General features: G+C 39.7%; 9 protein-coding genes. 2 read left to right on the forward strand and 7 right to left on the reverse strand.

Annotated elements, in window-relative coordinates:
• Positions 1–227: 227 nt before the first annotated feature.
• The 3 genes from CL181_RS06550 to CL181_RS06560 all read right to left on the reverse strand — a co-directional run bounded on the left by CL181_RS06550 (position 228) and on the right by CL181_RS06560 (position 2,339).
• On the reverse strand, positions 228–1,196 hold the full coding sequence (locus CL181_RS06550; protein ID WP_097298504.1) for a methyltransferase domain-containing protein: 969 nt from the start codon (positions 1,194–1,196) through the stop codon (positions 228–230).
• A 206-nt stretch (positions 1,197–1,402) separates the two neighbouring features.
• The gene (locus CL181_RS06555) at positions 1,403–1,531 is read right to left on the reverse strand and encodes a DHH family phosphoesterase (protein WP_097298505.1); all 129 of its coding nucleotides are present in this window, start codon (positions 1,529–1,531) and stop codon (positions 1,403–1,405) included.
• Between the two features lie 28 nt (positions 1,532–1,559).
• Positions 1,560–2,339, reverse strand: coding sequence for a DUF6293 family protein (locus CL181_RS06560; RefSeq protein WP_097298506.1), 780 nt, complete (start codon positions 2,337–2,339; stop codon positions 1,560–1,562).
• Between the two features lie 273 nt (positions 2,340–2,612).
• On the opposite strand from CL181_RS06560, the gene CL181_RS06565 reads away from it, so the two are divergent.
• Both CL181_RS06565 and CL181_RS06570 read left to right on the forward strand, forming a co-directional pair.
• On the forward strand, positions 2,613–6,065 hold the full coding sequence (locus tag CL181_RS06565) for a hypothetical protein (protein WP_097298507.1): 3,453 nt from the start codon (positions 2,613–2,615) through the stop codon (positions 6,063–6,065).
• A complete protein-coding gene (locus CL181_RS06570; RefSeq protein WP_097298508.1) occupies positions 6,062–8,191 on the forward strand; it encodes a hypothetical protein in 2,130 nt (709 codons plus the stop codon). Before CL181_RS06565 ends, CL181_RS06570 begins: the two co-directional genes overlap by 4 nt.
• 175 nt (positions 8,192–8,366) lie before the next feature.
• On the opposite strand, the gene CL181_RS06575 is transcribed toward CL181_RS06570, so the two are convergent.
• The 4 genes from CL181_RS06575 to CL181_RS06595 all read right to left on the reverse strand — a co-directional run bounded on the left by CL181_RS06575 (position 8,367) and on the right by CL181_RS06595 (position 16,074).
• On the reverse strand, positions 8,367–11,636 hold the full coding sequence (locus CL181_RS06575) for an ATP-dependent DNA helicase (RefSeq protein ID WP_097298509.1): 3,270 nt from the start codon (positions 11,634–11,636) through the stop codon (positions 8,367–8,369).
• Positions 11,637–11,946: 310 nt separating this feature from the next.
• A complete protein-coding gene (locus tag CL181_RS06585; RefSeq protein ID WP_097298511.1) occupies positions 11,947–13,350 on the reverse strand; it encodes a helix-turn-helix domain-containing protein in 1,404 nt (467 codons plus the stop codon).
• Positions 13,351–13,432: 82 nt separating this feature from the next.
• Positions 13,433–15,025: a hypothetical protein gene (locus tag CL181_RS06590; protein WP_097298512.1), complete on the reverse strand. Its 1,593-nt coding sequence runs from the start codon at positions 15,023–15,025 to the stop codon at positions 13,433–13,435.
• The gene (locus CL181_RS06595; protein ID WP_097298513.1) at positions 15,004–16,074 is read right to left on the reverse strand and encodes a nucleoid-associated protein; all 1,071 of its coding nucleotides are present in this window, start codon (positions 16,072–16,074) and stop codon (positions 15,004–15,006) included. Before CL181_RS06595 ends, CL181_RS06590 begins: the two co-directional genes overlap by 22 nt.
• Between the last annotated feature and the right edge of the window lie 197 nt (positions 16,075–16,271).

The raw sequence follows: 16,271 nt of genomic DNA on the forward strand, positions 1-16,271 counted from the left end.
TAAAATAATTTCAAGTTATTTGAAGCTATTTTCTTTTAACTATATGTGTTTTAATATTTAAATTTTGTTTTTCAAAAAATTCCTTAATATATTCAAAACTAAAGGTTGACTATTATTTCAAGCATTTTTTCGATGACCTTGGGCTGTTCAGACTCCTAGAAGAGTTCAGGACTGTTTTGTAATAATCGTTGCCAGGGTAAGCGAACTTGAGAGCGACCCTCACAAGTTCATTTCTCCAGGAAAGCCGTGATAAGCTGTTTCTCTTTGTCAGCGAGGTCGAGAACTTCAATTTTGCTAAAACCTGCGTCTTTTAGCCACTTTATGTATTGTTCCTCTGTCCATGTTCCACCACCTTCTGTATTTGCAAGCATGTTCACAGCGAACATCTCTGCATATGGGCTTCTTGCGCGAACGAAATCTTCGATGGCTACCATTCCCCCTTTGTTCAGAAGTCTGCCAACCCGCATCAAGAGACTCCTGTTTACATCCTCAGAATATATATGGGTTATATTTCCCATGAACACGATATCGAACAATTCTTCGAACTCATTCACGAACAAATCTTCCGTGAAATCGCTTTTCTTAAGCGTGAGGTTCCTGATATCAGTGAGCCCGAATTTATCGCTGACATAGTCTATAGTCTCAGGTGTGTCTAAAAGGACTGCTTTTAATCCCCTGTTCACAAAGACCTTTGAGTATTTGCCAGGTCCTCCGCCCAGGTCGAGCACTGTCTTTGCATCCTTCTTTTTATCAAGACATTGATTTACTATCTCCTGTATGTCTTCTTCTGGTGTGGAAGCCATTGCATTAATGAATGTAGATATATTATCTGGCTTCCTTCTTCCGGTTTTTTCTCCTATTATTATTTGAGGAAGCTCAAGCCAGGCATTCAATTTATTCAAGGTATGTGGAAGGTAGCCGCCTACATAATCCTTGCCACCATTTATGAAGAGGGGGTGCGCCCGGTCAGCGATGATATACCCGTCTTTTTTCTTTTCCACGTATCCCATTGCACACAACGCCTCAAGCACGATATACAGGGCGCGCTCATCAGCCCCCAGTTCCCGCGCCAATGAAGGAATATCCTTTTTTTTGGTGAGTGATGAAAATAGTCCGGTTTTCAATGCTGACCCAAGAAGTATTATCTTATTTGCATCTTCGATCGCCCTGTCAAAATCAAGTTCTTCGTAATTCATATTAACCTCTTATGGCGCAAAATTTCAAATGAAATATTCTATTTATGACCTGATAATAGTAAATGTATAAGCAGCACATTGAATCCATCTCCTCAAATATCTTAAAGTCCCCTATTTGTTGGCTAATTTATCATCTTTCTTTCACTTGGCAATTAAACAATAACCATCTTTAATTAAAATAGCTGCTATGACTTTTTTCATGTACCTCATGTGCCTATCGCTTCATCCAGGTTATATAGAAATGCTTCCAGCTCTTTTCCTGGTATACGTGCTCCTGCTGCAAATGGATGACCGCCTCCTGTCCCGCCATGATCTGGCGCCACACGACGCAGTATTGTATTTCCTCATCACCTCAAGTTTATTTCATACGGTAGCGGCCTTTATGAATGTTTCAAAGGTGTTTTTACCTTCTTCCGTGATTTCAATATAAGATGAACGCCCCTTCCCTTTTTTAACAATCCACTCTTTATCTTCGAGTCTTTCGAAATATTGCCTTTTAGCTTTAGCGTATCCTTTTTTGGTAACTTCTTTCTTCCTACTGTGCTTTGCAATTGCATCACTTATAAACCCTTTCTCCTCAAGTTGGAAAATGTAATCTTTCTGGGTTATTCGTCCTCCGTTTTTCGAAAGTATAGCTAGAGCATTGACAAGCTCATCGGCTGGTGGCTCTATTGTATATAGGGGTATCTTTAATATCTTACGAACTCCGCTTGTCATGCCGCGTATTTCCCCACCTTCAGTATCTGGTTCTATATTGTATTTCTCTGCCTGTGCATAATATGGGACTGCTCCATACATGAGCGAAGCCAGTGTGCCTGCGATAGCAGATAATTTGTTTCCAGATGATAGATTTATATAAACAAAGTTACCTGCTAGCTTTTCTTTTCTGACAAGTTCGCAAAGAAGGGACATAGATTGACGAAAATCCCACATCGGGCAGTTCAATACTTTGAGCTCTTTCTCCGGGATCAACTTCCTTATTCTTCTTCTGAGTTCTTTGAGATATAGAAGTCCTTTTTCTTCATTTTCATCTATTACAAGGTATACTCTATCAGCACCGACATTCTTTAGGGGTATTTCGATTCTATCAATTTCAAAACCCATGGGTACGATATGGACTTTCTTTTGGCCTGTTAATTCCATATTTATCAAGTAAGTAACATTGTTAACGTTACCAATATATGTAACGTAGAAAAAATGATATAGTTCAAAAATATACTATGGTGGAGACGAGATATTACGGATAATAAATCTAAAGATGCAAATAACTAACAAAAATCGAACACACTGGTGGCTTAATAAGAGGTAAATGATAAATCAAATATCTAAACAAACATATCAATATCAATTCGGATATTTTCAAGAGACCAGACTTGCAATCCTAAAAAGATTATTTTTTGGATGAGGTAATGATTTATGCAAGAGATTCTTGAGAAGCATTGTCTGAATGAAAATGCCAATGGTCTGCTTCTTCTGAGTATGCCCACAGGATTCGGCAAAACTCATAACGTATTAGATTTCATCTACAAACATTACAAAGACTTCGTTGCTCATAATAGGAAAATATTCTTCATCACCAACCTAAAGAAGAACCTCCCATATCAGAAACTTCAGGATCGGTTCAGAGATGATCACGCAGAAGATGCTTATGACCAGCATGTCCTTTTCATTGATTCAAATGCTGACGCTGTCATTAATCATCTTTTATCCGTCGATGCTCAGATTCCAGATCAGTTTAAAACAAAGGACTACACTCACCTGAAATCTTTTATTGAAACTTTGAAGAATGGTAAAAGGCCCTCGAAAATGGTCAAAGAGGCCCTTGAAAATGAAATATCTGAGAAACTTGAGCCTGCTTTCCGTGAATCCATCCAAGTATATCTTCATCGAGAGTTTAGGACTAAGAAAGAACGGTTGAATGCCATTAAAAAAGACTCCAATTACCAATGGATTGGAAATCTTTATCCAGCCGTCTTTACTGACGAGAAAACAATTCTTTTTCTCAGTATGGATAAGTTTATTCGCAAAAACACTACTCTTGTGGAAAGGTCATATTATTTCCATGAACGTCTGCTTGAAAAAGCAGTGGTATTCATTGATGAATTTGATGCTACTAAGGAAAATGTGCTCAGAAGCATTATAGAATCCGGTGCTCGGCATCGAATCAACCTTCTCGATCTATTCCTTAATATTCACAATCACCTTATGGAGAGCGAGTATCCTGAAAGTTTATTGCGGGAATCTGAACAACGCAGAAAAATAAGCGATGGAAAAAATTGGCGGTCACCTAATGAAATGATCGAAATTTTCCGACAAAAATCTGACGATATTTTCAAGAAATACAACCTTCAACATACTTGTAAATCCCATGAAGATTTTTCTTATAACAAGCGGAATTTTCTTTTTTATGATTTTCAGTTTCACCATATACTCAATGCTCGAAATAAACGGATCGAGGTTGTTCAGGATGTTAAAAACCGAACTAACTGGATAAAAACCTTGGAAGCAGGAAAAGAAGGTTCTGGTATAAACATTCGTTCTCTCTTGAGTGAGATTGCTGGATTTCTGACATATTTTCAAAGACGTGTCAGTTATTTGGCTGATAACTACTGTCACCTCAAAATAGAGGACGATACAAGTCAAGAAGTTTTCCCTTACGAGTATGCTGTTAGAACAGTCCTGTATAATTTCGGCCTTGATGCGGATATTGTGGATTTCTTGACAAACAATATAATAGAAGGGAGTATGCTCTCTGATCCACGTTCTAAAAATAACGCAATCCAACAGAAGGGATTCTATGACGCTGGTTTTCGTTATTATGATATTGTAGACAGTGATGAGCATGATACTTTATCAAAGATTTACATGTATAACTTTTACAGAACACCGGAATCATTTTTGGTTGGAATCTGCTCAAAAGCAATGGTAGTAGGAACTTCCGCTACGGCTGGATTATATACAAATATCGGGAATTACGATTTGGAATACCTGCATTCTCGTCTTGGACAAGCATTTTTCAGAATTTCAGGCGGGCCACTTGACCGAATTAAAAACCAGTTTTTGGAGACAACTCGTGGGTACGACCAGATATCCATTAAAACGGAGTTTATTGGGTCGGACAATCCCGAAGAAACTTTAACGAAGCTCCAATCGTTGCTTGAAGACGAAGAAGCTGCTATCGCCCTTAGGAACAAAGTTATATATAGTAATCCTGATGCTGATAAACAGAAAATTGAGTTTATTTTTTCTCGCTATGTACGTAGTCTGATTGTATGGAAATACTTCCTAGATAACCCTGGAATCCATGCATTCTTCTGTTTTTTTAATAAGTTCCCTAAACCTGATGATCCAGAGTTCGATTTGGATGTTATTCGGAAATATGCAGAATTGATTCAAGATGGACTCACATCTGTGGGGAATGAACCAGTTCATGAGACCGTCATTGTTTTAACAGGCGATGACTTTAATGATAATAAGATAGGCTTATTATCTGAATTGGGTGGTGGCAAACGACGGTTCATTTTCTCCACTTATCCGACTATTGGTGCCGGGCAGAATCTACAATATCCAATCCCTAAATCCGTACATCCTATACATATCAATGCATTCCCCGCCCGAAGCGAAATGGACGTTGAAGCTATTTATTTAGATCGTCCAACCAATCTTCTTGTGAATATTTTCAAGGATAATATCGACAATGAGCAATTCATAAAATATCTTTTCCAGCTTGAATTTCTTCTCGAAAATGGTGCGATATCTCCAAAAGAATTCAATAGTAAACTTGATGAAGCTTTTCATCTATTCGTTGGCAAGCGCAGGCAAAAGAAGAGGGCGGAAGATTTTACAAACCTCTATCAGACCGAGGCATATACGCGCTTTCTTAACAAGATAGTCATCCAGGCCATTGGGCGAATCTGTCGAACGAACATGAAAGCACCAACAATTCATATTCTTGCTGATTCTTCAATTCGCAGGCATTTGGCGCGATTCTCTTTGGGAGATGAGATAATCCCTGTTAGAGAATACACAGCATTACTTGAATCAGCCGGAGAAACAACAGTTATTCCTGCAAATATTGTACAACATCAAAATCGGGCATCAAATAGAAGCAATACAACAGCCGCATTTATTCATCGCCAACTGAAAATCCAATGGACAGAGGATAGTATAAAACAATGGCAGGAGCTAAGAAAATACGTGCTTAAGCACCCGACAATTTCCGAAAAAGAGAAATGTAATTCCAACTGGAGTCTAATTTACGTTGAGCTTCCATCACCGAGATGCTCTTATCGATTTACCCAAGAAAAAGATTATAGAGATACTGAGGTCTTCTTTTCAAATGATAAGGGAAAGCAGGAGGTAAGTGAGCAAACCGCGCGGTTGCCAGAATTGATGTTAATAGAACCACTGCGCAAGCTTTTTCAAGAAAATAATTGGGCAACCAGTTTCCCTGAAAGTAAGCTCATACTGACACCGCCGATGTTTAACAACATCTACAAAGGAGCTTTGGGTGAGGTATGTGGTCGCCATATTATACAAGATATTTTAAAAATTAACCTTAATGAATTGGAAGTTTCAGAGTTTGAGAAATTTGATTTCAAGACTGAAAACAACATTTATTTTGACTTTAAACTTTGGAATGACCAGACTGCTGTTTCTGCGGATGAACATATCCCTAAGATTAGACGAAAAATGGAAGATTGTCATGCAAACCGTGTATTTATAATAAATATACTGGGAAAATCCGGGGACGAGTTTCACCCGATAATATCCACTGATGGTCGAATTATTGAGGTTCCTTTTATTTGCCAGGGCAATTCTTTCAACGAAGAAGCGTTAAAATTTATTATGGAGGAATACCACAAATGAGCATTCAAACAAATAAACTAAAAATCAACTTTAATATTGATGCCATCGAACGTGATTTTGCATTTATCCGACTTAAAAGGGAACAGAAAAATTACTTTGGAGCTCACCAGCTGGATCGGCTTTTGGGTGAGGAGTATCAAGCAACATCTGTCATGTGGCAATACAGCAGTTTCGCTTATGCTATGTTCAAACGACCTGTGAATACTTACGAATTGATTTCCAAAATTCGAGCTGATGATGATTTTTCTGATGATGCAGTCGTCGAAGCCGTGCCTAGAACCTATTGGACAGAAGCAGATGTTTGTATATCTGAAGCATGGCTGGCACAAATTTTGCTAAATTCCCTCGCTTCATCGAGATCGCGTTATAGACAGTTTCACTACTGTAACTTGACAGGTGCGCTACTCATTGTGCCTGACCTCAATAGCAAGGATGGGGATATTATTGATGCGGCTAAAGTTGTGATTAATAGAGATTATTTGCTGAATGTGCAAATTATACGCCATCGTAAATTGATATCTGTACAAAATGAGATAAAAACAGGTAAAATAGCATCTGAAAGTATAAACAAGACCCCTCGTTATATTTTGAATGATGGTACAGGCACATTACGTAGGTTGTTGCCACGCGACGGTGAACCTGATGCGAAAAAAATCTATGTTCAACGCGGCATTCAAGGGAAAAAAGCAAACCGTAACTTTCTCGATTTCAGTTCTCTAGAACGTTATGAAGAAAGCCGAGCAGGCATTATGCATTATGTTTTGGATAGCTTCCGAGAACATCTCTCTGACTATATGTCTGTCGCATTATCTCCAATAGAGACGTTGCGCGCTGTAGAAAAATTGACAGAGACTATTTTGAAGATCCCTAATGTTCAGTCGAAACTTGATGGTCAAATGATTCATATAGTGGACAGAGTAAATTCAGAAGACTCAAATAATTTGGTTCAAAATTTGAAAGAAGCAATTTCACCATACCTATCGAATAACAAATTTTTGACCAATGGGAATCAAGACAAACACAATTCTCTGAACCTTAGAATTATACATGAGGCCGACTACTATCAAGAAAAAGGTGAAACGGATGAACACCTTGCTTCCAGTCCTGACTTTCGCAGGCAGCATGTTACTATCGAAAGCACAGAGGCCTTTCCAAATAATGCCGTAGTTAAAACAATTGTCAAAGAACTATTGATAAAACGTGACATAGGAGAAAGTAACCTTAGGCTATTTGATTGGAGCAAATTGAATGCAAACCGAAAATGGACATTTGCCATAAATGATGACAAGTCAAAGCGCATTGTGTTCATGGATATTTCACCTGATGGCCATTTTGAGTTCCGAAAACTGGATGGAAACGATCTTTTTGGGCATGGTGAATACCAAGACTATGTCGAAATAATTAACGAAGCAAAAAATAAAGAATTTAAAACACACCTCTTTCTAGAAGGTCTTATCATTTCCGAGGATGGGGATAAAAATTTAATATTCCGTACTGAAGAAATCACTATTCCTGACCTTACCAATATAAAGAAACTAATTGCTGAAAAGGACGCTAAACTACCAGAAGGAAAGCAAATTGGAAGTGAACTGGCTCTAATTGTTGAACAATGCTTCGCTAAAGCATTTGAGACGGAAAATTACAAAGTTAATTTACTAATAGAAGAGCTACGCAAGATTGGCGCTCAGGAGTTATTAAAAGAGGATTTCAGGAAGATGTTAAATACAAATCTTGGGAGTACCTCGAAGGCAGCCGCCAAATTGAGGAATTACTTGCTTGAAAATCATAGTGTAAGGTTGATTTTTCCAAAAGACAATCAAAGTAAGGATGCACTATTCGATTCATCTATAAATATCAACTATTTTGGAGAAACAGATTCTGAAGCTTACTACTTCGTTGGAGATCGCCGGGAGAATGTTCAATTCTCATTTAAAGATGCCTGTCATCTCCGCAAGGTTGTTGCTGTGGATGGAACGAAGCTGATATTTAAGGAACTTCTCCGTACCATGAATGTTGATTTTGTTCGAACCGGACAAAGTACCGTTGTGCCTTTTCCGTTCAAATATCTGCGTGAATATATGAAATTTGAAGAAAATAAAGAGAATAGAGAGAATAGAGGGATTTAGTTGAAGTGGTTAGATATACCAGATTCTTTAATTATCGATATGCAGCTCAATGTATGTATCAAGAGTCAAGGATTATCTCCAGACATTTCAGCTAGAATATGTTACTGAGAAATCCTGGTGAATCATCGAATATGAGCTTGATAAACTCTTTCCATTTTATTAAGCCATAGCTACTCTAACAATATAATCTATATCCACACTCCCCGCAAGCCTTCTCATCCTTCGTCATCTCAAACCCATGTTCGTAATCATGCGCAATCGACTTTGCGATCTTGATCATACCATCAACAGCATTCTCATCAAGCCCTTCCATCCGCGAGCCACCCGCGCTCTCAAACTTCCCATCGATCAGCTCAAATGTCCTGGGATTGGGAAGACCAAGCTGCTCAAGAGTGAGTCTTTTCACTTTATATTGAGGATAAACATGCTCAATACCCCTGGCATAAAGCAAAAGTTGTTTTGAGCGCTCATCAGGTCCGGGTTCAGATTTTCCGGTCTTGTAATCAATTATCTCGATTTCATTCTTATTGCCAGACATCAAATCCACCCTGTCAATGAATCCCTTGAAGGTAAATCCTCCAAGCGGTACAGCGAATCTTTGCTCAACCATCAGGTTATTCGCAATTCTATTTTTGTTCCGCTCCCAGAATACATCGAGCGCTCCAGTTGCAGCTTCAACATCAACACCCCTGAAATCAGGTTCTTTTGCGACCGTGTCCCTGATCTCATACAGCTTTTCCTTCGTGGTTATTTTCTCACTCACCGCTATCTCAAGCACCCTATGAACAAAAGTTCCCCTGTTCATGGCTCCCGTAGAATCTTCAGAATCGCGTGTTGGCATCCTGAGAAGTTCCATGAGTTCATACTGCCGGGGACAGTTCTCATAAGTACTTATTGAAGAATAGCTGAAAGTCATGCTTGCAGGATTGAATTTCAAACCGTTTTTATTATCTTTTATTGTGCCGAGAATCTTTTCAGCGTCCTCTGCAGGATTTATTTTTGACCAGTTGGATTCAATAAGCTCCTTGAAGTCCGGCGCCTCCCCCACCTTCAACGCCTGATACAACAATGTATTTTTCATGATTTCGGCAAAATTCCCTGAATCAAGCGACTCGATGAGTAGTCTTTTACGCATTGCTTTTTCCCGCTCAAGAGCACTGTCCTTTACCATCTCCCTGACTTTCGTATCAGTATCCCTGAAATAACTGAGATCCCCAACTATGATATTCCCGCCAGCCCTCCAGTTGTCATATCCGATATCTATAAGGAACTCGGACGGCTCTCTTTCATCGTCAGCGTATTTTATTGCCAGTGTCATGAAAAGATGTTCTTTTGCCCTTGTAAGTGCCACATACGCAAGCCGTTTCTCTTCTTCCTTTTTGATCTCTTTCTTGCGTTCCCTGACTGCTTTTTCAGTGTCTTTGATGGATTTATCCTCAAAAATGTCTCTGTACTGTTCCATCAATTCAGGCGGAATAAGTGGTTCTGCGCCTCCCCGATACAATGGGAACTTATCTTTTGCAAGGTTCGTGACAAATACAACCTTGAACTCCAGCCCTTTTGCCGAATGTATCGTCATGAGGTTTATTGCATCCTCATCCGCTATTCTTGCAGGCGACGGATTTCCGTCCATCTCGTCAAGGATCTCAAGATAATCTATAAACAAACTCAGGTCTTTTCCATGGAACTCCTCAAAATTACTGGCTAATTCATGAAGCTGCCTGAGATTCAAAAGCGCTTCTCTGCTTCGCTTTGTGTCAGTATGGGCGAATTGCCTTGACAGTCCCGATTGATCATACACCTCAAAGATGAGGTCTGATACATCCAGATTCTTCTTCGAGCACAGTAAATCGACTCTCTTTTTTACATTGTTTATGGTCTCAAGACCGCTCTTAGAAAGTCCAAGTTCTCCAATGTGATGATATATAGCTTCCTGGAACGAGACCCATTTTTTCTTCAGATATTCTCCTATCCTGATGGAATCTTCCTGGTTCAGAGCATTATTGTAATGGAATATCCTCCACCACGCCTCTGTTCCGCGGGCTGTGGGATGAGAGATATTATTGATAATATACAGGTAAGCAAGAGCTGTCTTTATTTCAGGCTGTTTCAGGAAATCGGTATCATCTTTGACCCGGAAGGGCAGACCTCTGTTCTCAAGAGCTTGTCTAACCTTGCGTCCCTGGGCATGTGTCCTGTATAATACAGCGATATCTTTTGGAGGGATACCCTGTGCCAGATAGTATTCGATCTTCTCGACTATGGCTCTTGCTTCTTCATTATCATCCTCTGTTTCAATGATACTGACGTTATCTCCTTCAGTATCTATGTGGTTTTTCAGGAGCAGACATTCCTGCTTTTTGTCCTCGCCATAGTTCTTTTCGATCAGGGTATGAGCAACTCTGAGGATCTTATTGGTTGATCTGAAACTCACATCCAGTGATACGATGTCTTTTTCTGAGAGAGAGAATTGCTTTTTGAACTCCTCTATATTATTGGTGTACGCTCCCCGGAATGCGTAAATGGTCTGGTTAGGATCTGCCACCACTGTTATGTTTTTATTCGATGCTGTTAGCTTCTTAATCAGCTCGAACTGGACATAATTGGTATCCTGGAATTCATCAATTATGATGTAGCGGAATGTGTTGTTCAATTCCTCAGTGCCGTACACGTCGAGATACCAGAGGGCGATCTTATTCAGGTCGCCGTAATCCAGTGCACCTATAGCTGATTTCTTCTCTTCGTATTTCTCCCAGGCTGATATGAAGTTTGAATATTTCAGGTATTCTTCATAAAGGTCTATGAATTCAGAGTATCTTTTTTTATCTGCCTGTTTTGCCTTCTTATCTTCTTTGTCTTTGAATTCCTGAAGATGGAAAGTATTGAGTTTGAATTTAGATTCTCGATAAAGTTCCTTCCATGTGCTCTCATCTTTTTCAATATCCTGAACTTGTTTTTTAAGCGTTTCAAGAAATTCTTTGAATTTATCTATCGAGATATTCAGGTCTTTGGCTTTTCCGATCGTATTTGCATACAGGCTGGCGGTCCTTGCATCTGTTTCAAGTTCCCTGAATATGAAAATGGCTGAATCCACCTCCTCAAATATCTTGAAGTCGCCGGGAACTTTGCATCTTTCTGCATGATCCTTGATAAGCTCGGCGCAGAATGAGTGAAAAGTCTTAACGATCACTTCCTTTCCGTGAAGGAGTTTCTCGACCTTTTCGCGCATGTTCCTTGCTGCTTCTTTGGAGAAGGTGAGGGCGAGGATATGGGAAGGGTCGATGCCTTCTTTTTCGACCATGTATGCTATTTTTGCTGTGATGGTCGTGGTCTTGCCTGTTCCTGCACCTGCGAGGATCAGCTGGGGGGCTTGGGTGTGCTTGATGGCTTCAAGCTGGCGGGGTTTTAGGGATGAGAGGAGGGAGTTTAATGTGATGGATACCACCTTTTTAAATATTCATTTGTATTTCATAATTGATAATTGTGAATTGCCTCAATAAAACGTGCGCGCTCGTTTCCATAATTGTGCGCGCACATTTAAATGAGCGATTAATATCCCATGTGCGCTGCATCCTGTTCATTATTCGGTATATACAATAATCAAGGTCTTCCGAATCGAACTGGAATAATTTTCTAAGTAAATTCTTAAGACTTTTTCTATAATCTTCTACCATTTTCCCTCATTTACTGTAATTTTATTATATTAATACTGGCTTATGAATTATATTACTGGCTCATACTGGCTCATTACTAGCTCACAAGGGGACTTTCTTTGAGCCAGTAAGTTCATAATATCCAGACGGATCTTTTTGACTTCTTCCAACCCATATGAGATATCCATTATCGATAAGGTTTCTGATCTTTCTTTTTATTGTAGCCTTACTTTTTCCCAATTTCTTTTCCAATTCCTTTGTGCTGGCTTTCCCTTGTTTTTGGATATATGCCATGATCTCCTTTTCATCAGGATCAAATTTTAACCTCTCTTGCAAAGGTTCATTATAAATTATCGTTTTAAAGAAACTGTTAATGTCCCTAAATTCAGGCGGCATTAACCCCATTTCCTCAATTTCATTTCTTATCCGCCTTATCCCTGTTCCCCAGCCTTCGATCAAACCTGCTTCATTAAAGATCCTCCCGATAATCTTATTCCTGAGCTCTGATACTCCTGTGCCTAAATCAGAAAGTGATATCTGTGGAAGAAGCCCTCCCGGACTTGTAATTTCAATTCTTTCATCGAAAATTGCAAATTTTATATCCGCACCCTTGCGGCTGTAATCCCTGTGGCACACAGCATTTACCACTGCCTCCCGTATGGCTTTCTCAGGATACTCATATTCTTCTTTTCTATAAAGACCCTCGATCTTCGCGCTTCTCTTTACGTTCTTTTTAAAGAACCCTATTGTTTCCTCTATCTGTGAAAAAAGCGAACCTGTGATTATTCTCTGGTCAATGAATTCATCCATTTCAGTGCCTTTGAATCTGGCACATTTTATGACCGCACCTTGAATGTATTTTTCAGGTTCACTTGAAAATAACAGTATTCCAGCAACAGTTGGATGAATACTGCCGTTTTGCTGTCTTAAGGCTTTGATTTTTTTAAGGAATTCCGCATCAGGTTCAACCTTTGGTATGTCCCTGACCTCTTTCCTTTTCTTGAGGTAAATCTCTATATTTTTCAGATCGATATCTTCTATCGTAGCATCAATGATAGAAGTTTCATCAAAGCTGATGTTCATCCTCTGACGTCCCAGTTCTTCGATGGTTTCCAGGTCTGCCTTCCTGTTTGTTGAACCCACTCTGATGTACGTGCCTTCGATCTCTCCTTTGTTCTTAAGGTGATATGGTTTGAGACTTCCTGGAAACACATCGATCTTTAAAATCAGTTTTCCTTCAAGATTGTGGATCGATATGTGAAATGCTGCTGTCGGTTCAACCATCGTATACACTATATTTGCTATTTTTTCTTCCAGAGCGTGTATTTCCTGCTCATTTATTCCTGTAATGGTTTTTTCCTTATCAACCACTCCGATAAGGATCGTGCCCCCGCCGCTGTTTGCGAACGCACAGGCTGTTTTTGCTATTGCATGAGGTTCTGGCATTTTTTCTTTGAATTCCAGAGTTTTGCTTTCTGGCAGGGATATGAGGTCAAGGATCGACATGATCAGATAAACTCCTTACGTATTATACCTGCAAATAAGTTTGTAATGGCATTGTCCACAGAAATATATACTATAGTTTATATTATTGTGTGACATGCAATATGACTACGGGAACCTTTATTGCAGCGTAAATTGCAAGGATGATAACTATTATGTAGGCCAAAAGTGTAGCTATAAACCAACTCTTGAAACTATGCTCGCTTTCAGTTATATTTGTACCCATGATTTCCTTCACTTTATCGGGATGTAGCCGCTCTTCAAACCGATGGTGCCGAGCTTTGAACTCTTTATCGATTGTCTTGTAACGATGCCACTGATAGCTCATATTGTAGACTAGAGGGAATATAAAAACATAAGCTGCGTAGACCGCCATCCCGATTATGAAAATAGTTTGGTTGAAACTATTTTGAAACAGGGCAGCTATAAATGAACCTAGCAGCACACCTACTGCAGCCAACATAGTATCAGACAGGCTCTTGATCATGGCTTCGGTCTGATCAGCAAATGCCTGGCTGGTGTCACCAATGTAATCCTCCAGTGCTCGTACTTCTGACATATAGGCATCCACCCTACCTTCTATGAAGGCTTTCCAGTGCCATATTAGTCCATCGAATATATTAACAGCATTATGCATGAGCAACCGATAACGAACGTGCGGATCGGCTACGTAAAGAGCCTGTACTACGCTAATCTGCACGAGAGGTAGACGATCGACTGACCATTGAGGTTCATAAGTCCACTCCAGCATTTTCAACAGGGACCGAATACCATCTCTTTCCTCTTCTTTCAACTGGTCTTTAGGATTTGTCAGAGTCAGGTTCACACTCTGAGTTGCTTTAGCATAAGTAGAGAACTCGGGTTTATCTGTATTTCCTACTGTCCTATCAGCCGTATATAAGATGATAGAATTAACTAAATGAACGTGCAGAGCATTAGCGATGAGGTCTTTAGGCAGAGCTTTTCCTTCTACCTTGATATGTAAAGGCGTAAGAAGCTGGAGCCATGACTCTTGCCATTTCAGGTTCTCTCGGCATGTCAGATACATTTTCTCCACTTTTTCGATGTCTAATGGATCTCGTGGGACTTCATTACGCCAGTTCTCTATTTGCTCACCGCCAAGCACAGCTAGATAGGGGCCAGTCAGCCAAATCTCATGTTTTGGTATAAGTATGATTACCTTGTGCTTGGTTTCTGTCCCCCAAAGCGATTGCTCTAAACCTTTCAATTCACTATATAGGAAACGTTCCAGTGCGTTTGGAAATAAGTATAGAAACAAACGGCAGTGGGGAGGTAACTCACCCTGTAGTTTCTCGATGAGTTTTGACTTGTCTAGCCTTAACTCAAACTTCAATGTAGGACTATGGTGGGCTTGATCTCGGAATTGTATTAGTTTTTCATCATTTATATCGGGTGTTATTTCCAGAACGACAAGTTCACCCAATATGAAATGACACATAAGCGCATTACCATAAGTGTTTATCAGGGGGACTATCTGGTCTAAGGTTAGGTTAATTGCCTTTGTGCAGTCGAAGTCTGGGTCGTCGTATGTGAGCTTTTCTAATTCTTCTTGTTCTTCCCATGTTTCTGCTCCAATCCCCAGTAGTTTGCCAAAGGTTACCAAAGCCTCGGATGGGTTTCTTAACGTATGTACATTCACCGTGTCACTTCGTTCCATTTCTTTGTATGGATCTCAATGCTGTAATACATTATTCCTTTTTCTGGATCGGGTGGTTTTACTGAAGAGATGACATCCTTAAAGTTCTTCGTGGATATAGTAACTTTAAGGTCATTGTCTCCTTGAAAGATCCGTTTACGAGTGAGTTTCTCCGCAAATGTTGTATCTATATTGAATTCACGATCAGGCAATGCCGTTGAAATCTTCTGGTCAATTTGTGTTTTTACTTCTTCTGATACAGGTAGTTCACTAATCCATGAATCTACATTTATATGAGCCAATTTGACGGCATGTGTAACCGAATCCCTTAGTAATTCATTTTCATGTGGCTGCAATTTGGATTGGACATCATGGCATGCGCCAATCGCGCTTATGTAGAAGAGCTGTGTTCGTTTTTGGTCATCGAATGCCATATTGGCATCTAAGAAGCGTTCGACGAAAAACCGTGCCATCTGAAGGTTTTCAGTTCCTGTCTGTTGGTCAAGAACGATCATGTCATATTCAAGAGGTCGTGGATCCAATGGCTGAATGAAGGCACATTTCTGAAGTCTCTCCCTCGTAGTAGGCATTGCCGTTCCATCAATTTCAAGACTTATATACCGTTTACCTTCAGAGTCATGTTTGATTTTGTTGCGGTAGACTTTTGATGGGTCGATCTTTAATATGGCCAAGTAATGGGGTACTTTAGGTTTGTTTCCAGCTTTAAAGAAAGCTATCGCTAAATCGCCTGGTGCAATACGCTTGTCATCCTTTTTGATGTCATACAGTATCTTTGCTAGCAGTTGAGAACCGTGAACGAAGTTCATGCTTCCGTTTATGATGGCTTTGCATATTCCAGATGCTATGTTTTCATCAATTGCTTTGAAACGGGCTGCGGTGGCTTTTGAATAGTGTAATGAGTGCTCGATGTGACTATTGATGTATTCGACCAGCTGCTGTTTATCGTCCAGCGGTATAGATCGTTCTGATAGTTCCAGATCGTTAGATTCTCCATCGCCAAGCGAGTGAATAATTATTTGTTCAAGCTGAATGTTAGTTGCGTAACGCATGTGACTCGCCTCCACTTATTATATTGGCATTTGTTGCCATGTTGTTATTGCCTCGGATTACAGGATACACATTTGTTCTGAAAGTTATGGGTACAACACCTTCTTTGGTTTCCGTTTTCAAATCGTACGGATAACCTTTCTGATAACTTATTTGCTTCGTTATATATTTGTCTTTGAACACTTTTACCACCGTTCTA

The organism is Candidatus Methanoperedens sp. BLZ2 (assembly GCF_002487355.1).
Lineage (GTDB): Archaea > Halobacteriota > Methanosarcinia > Methanosarcinales > Methanoperedenaceae > Methanoperedens.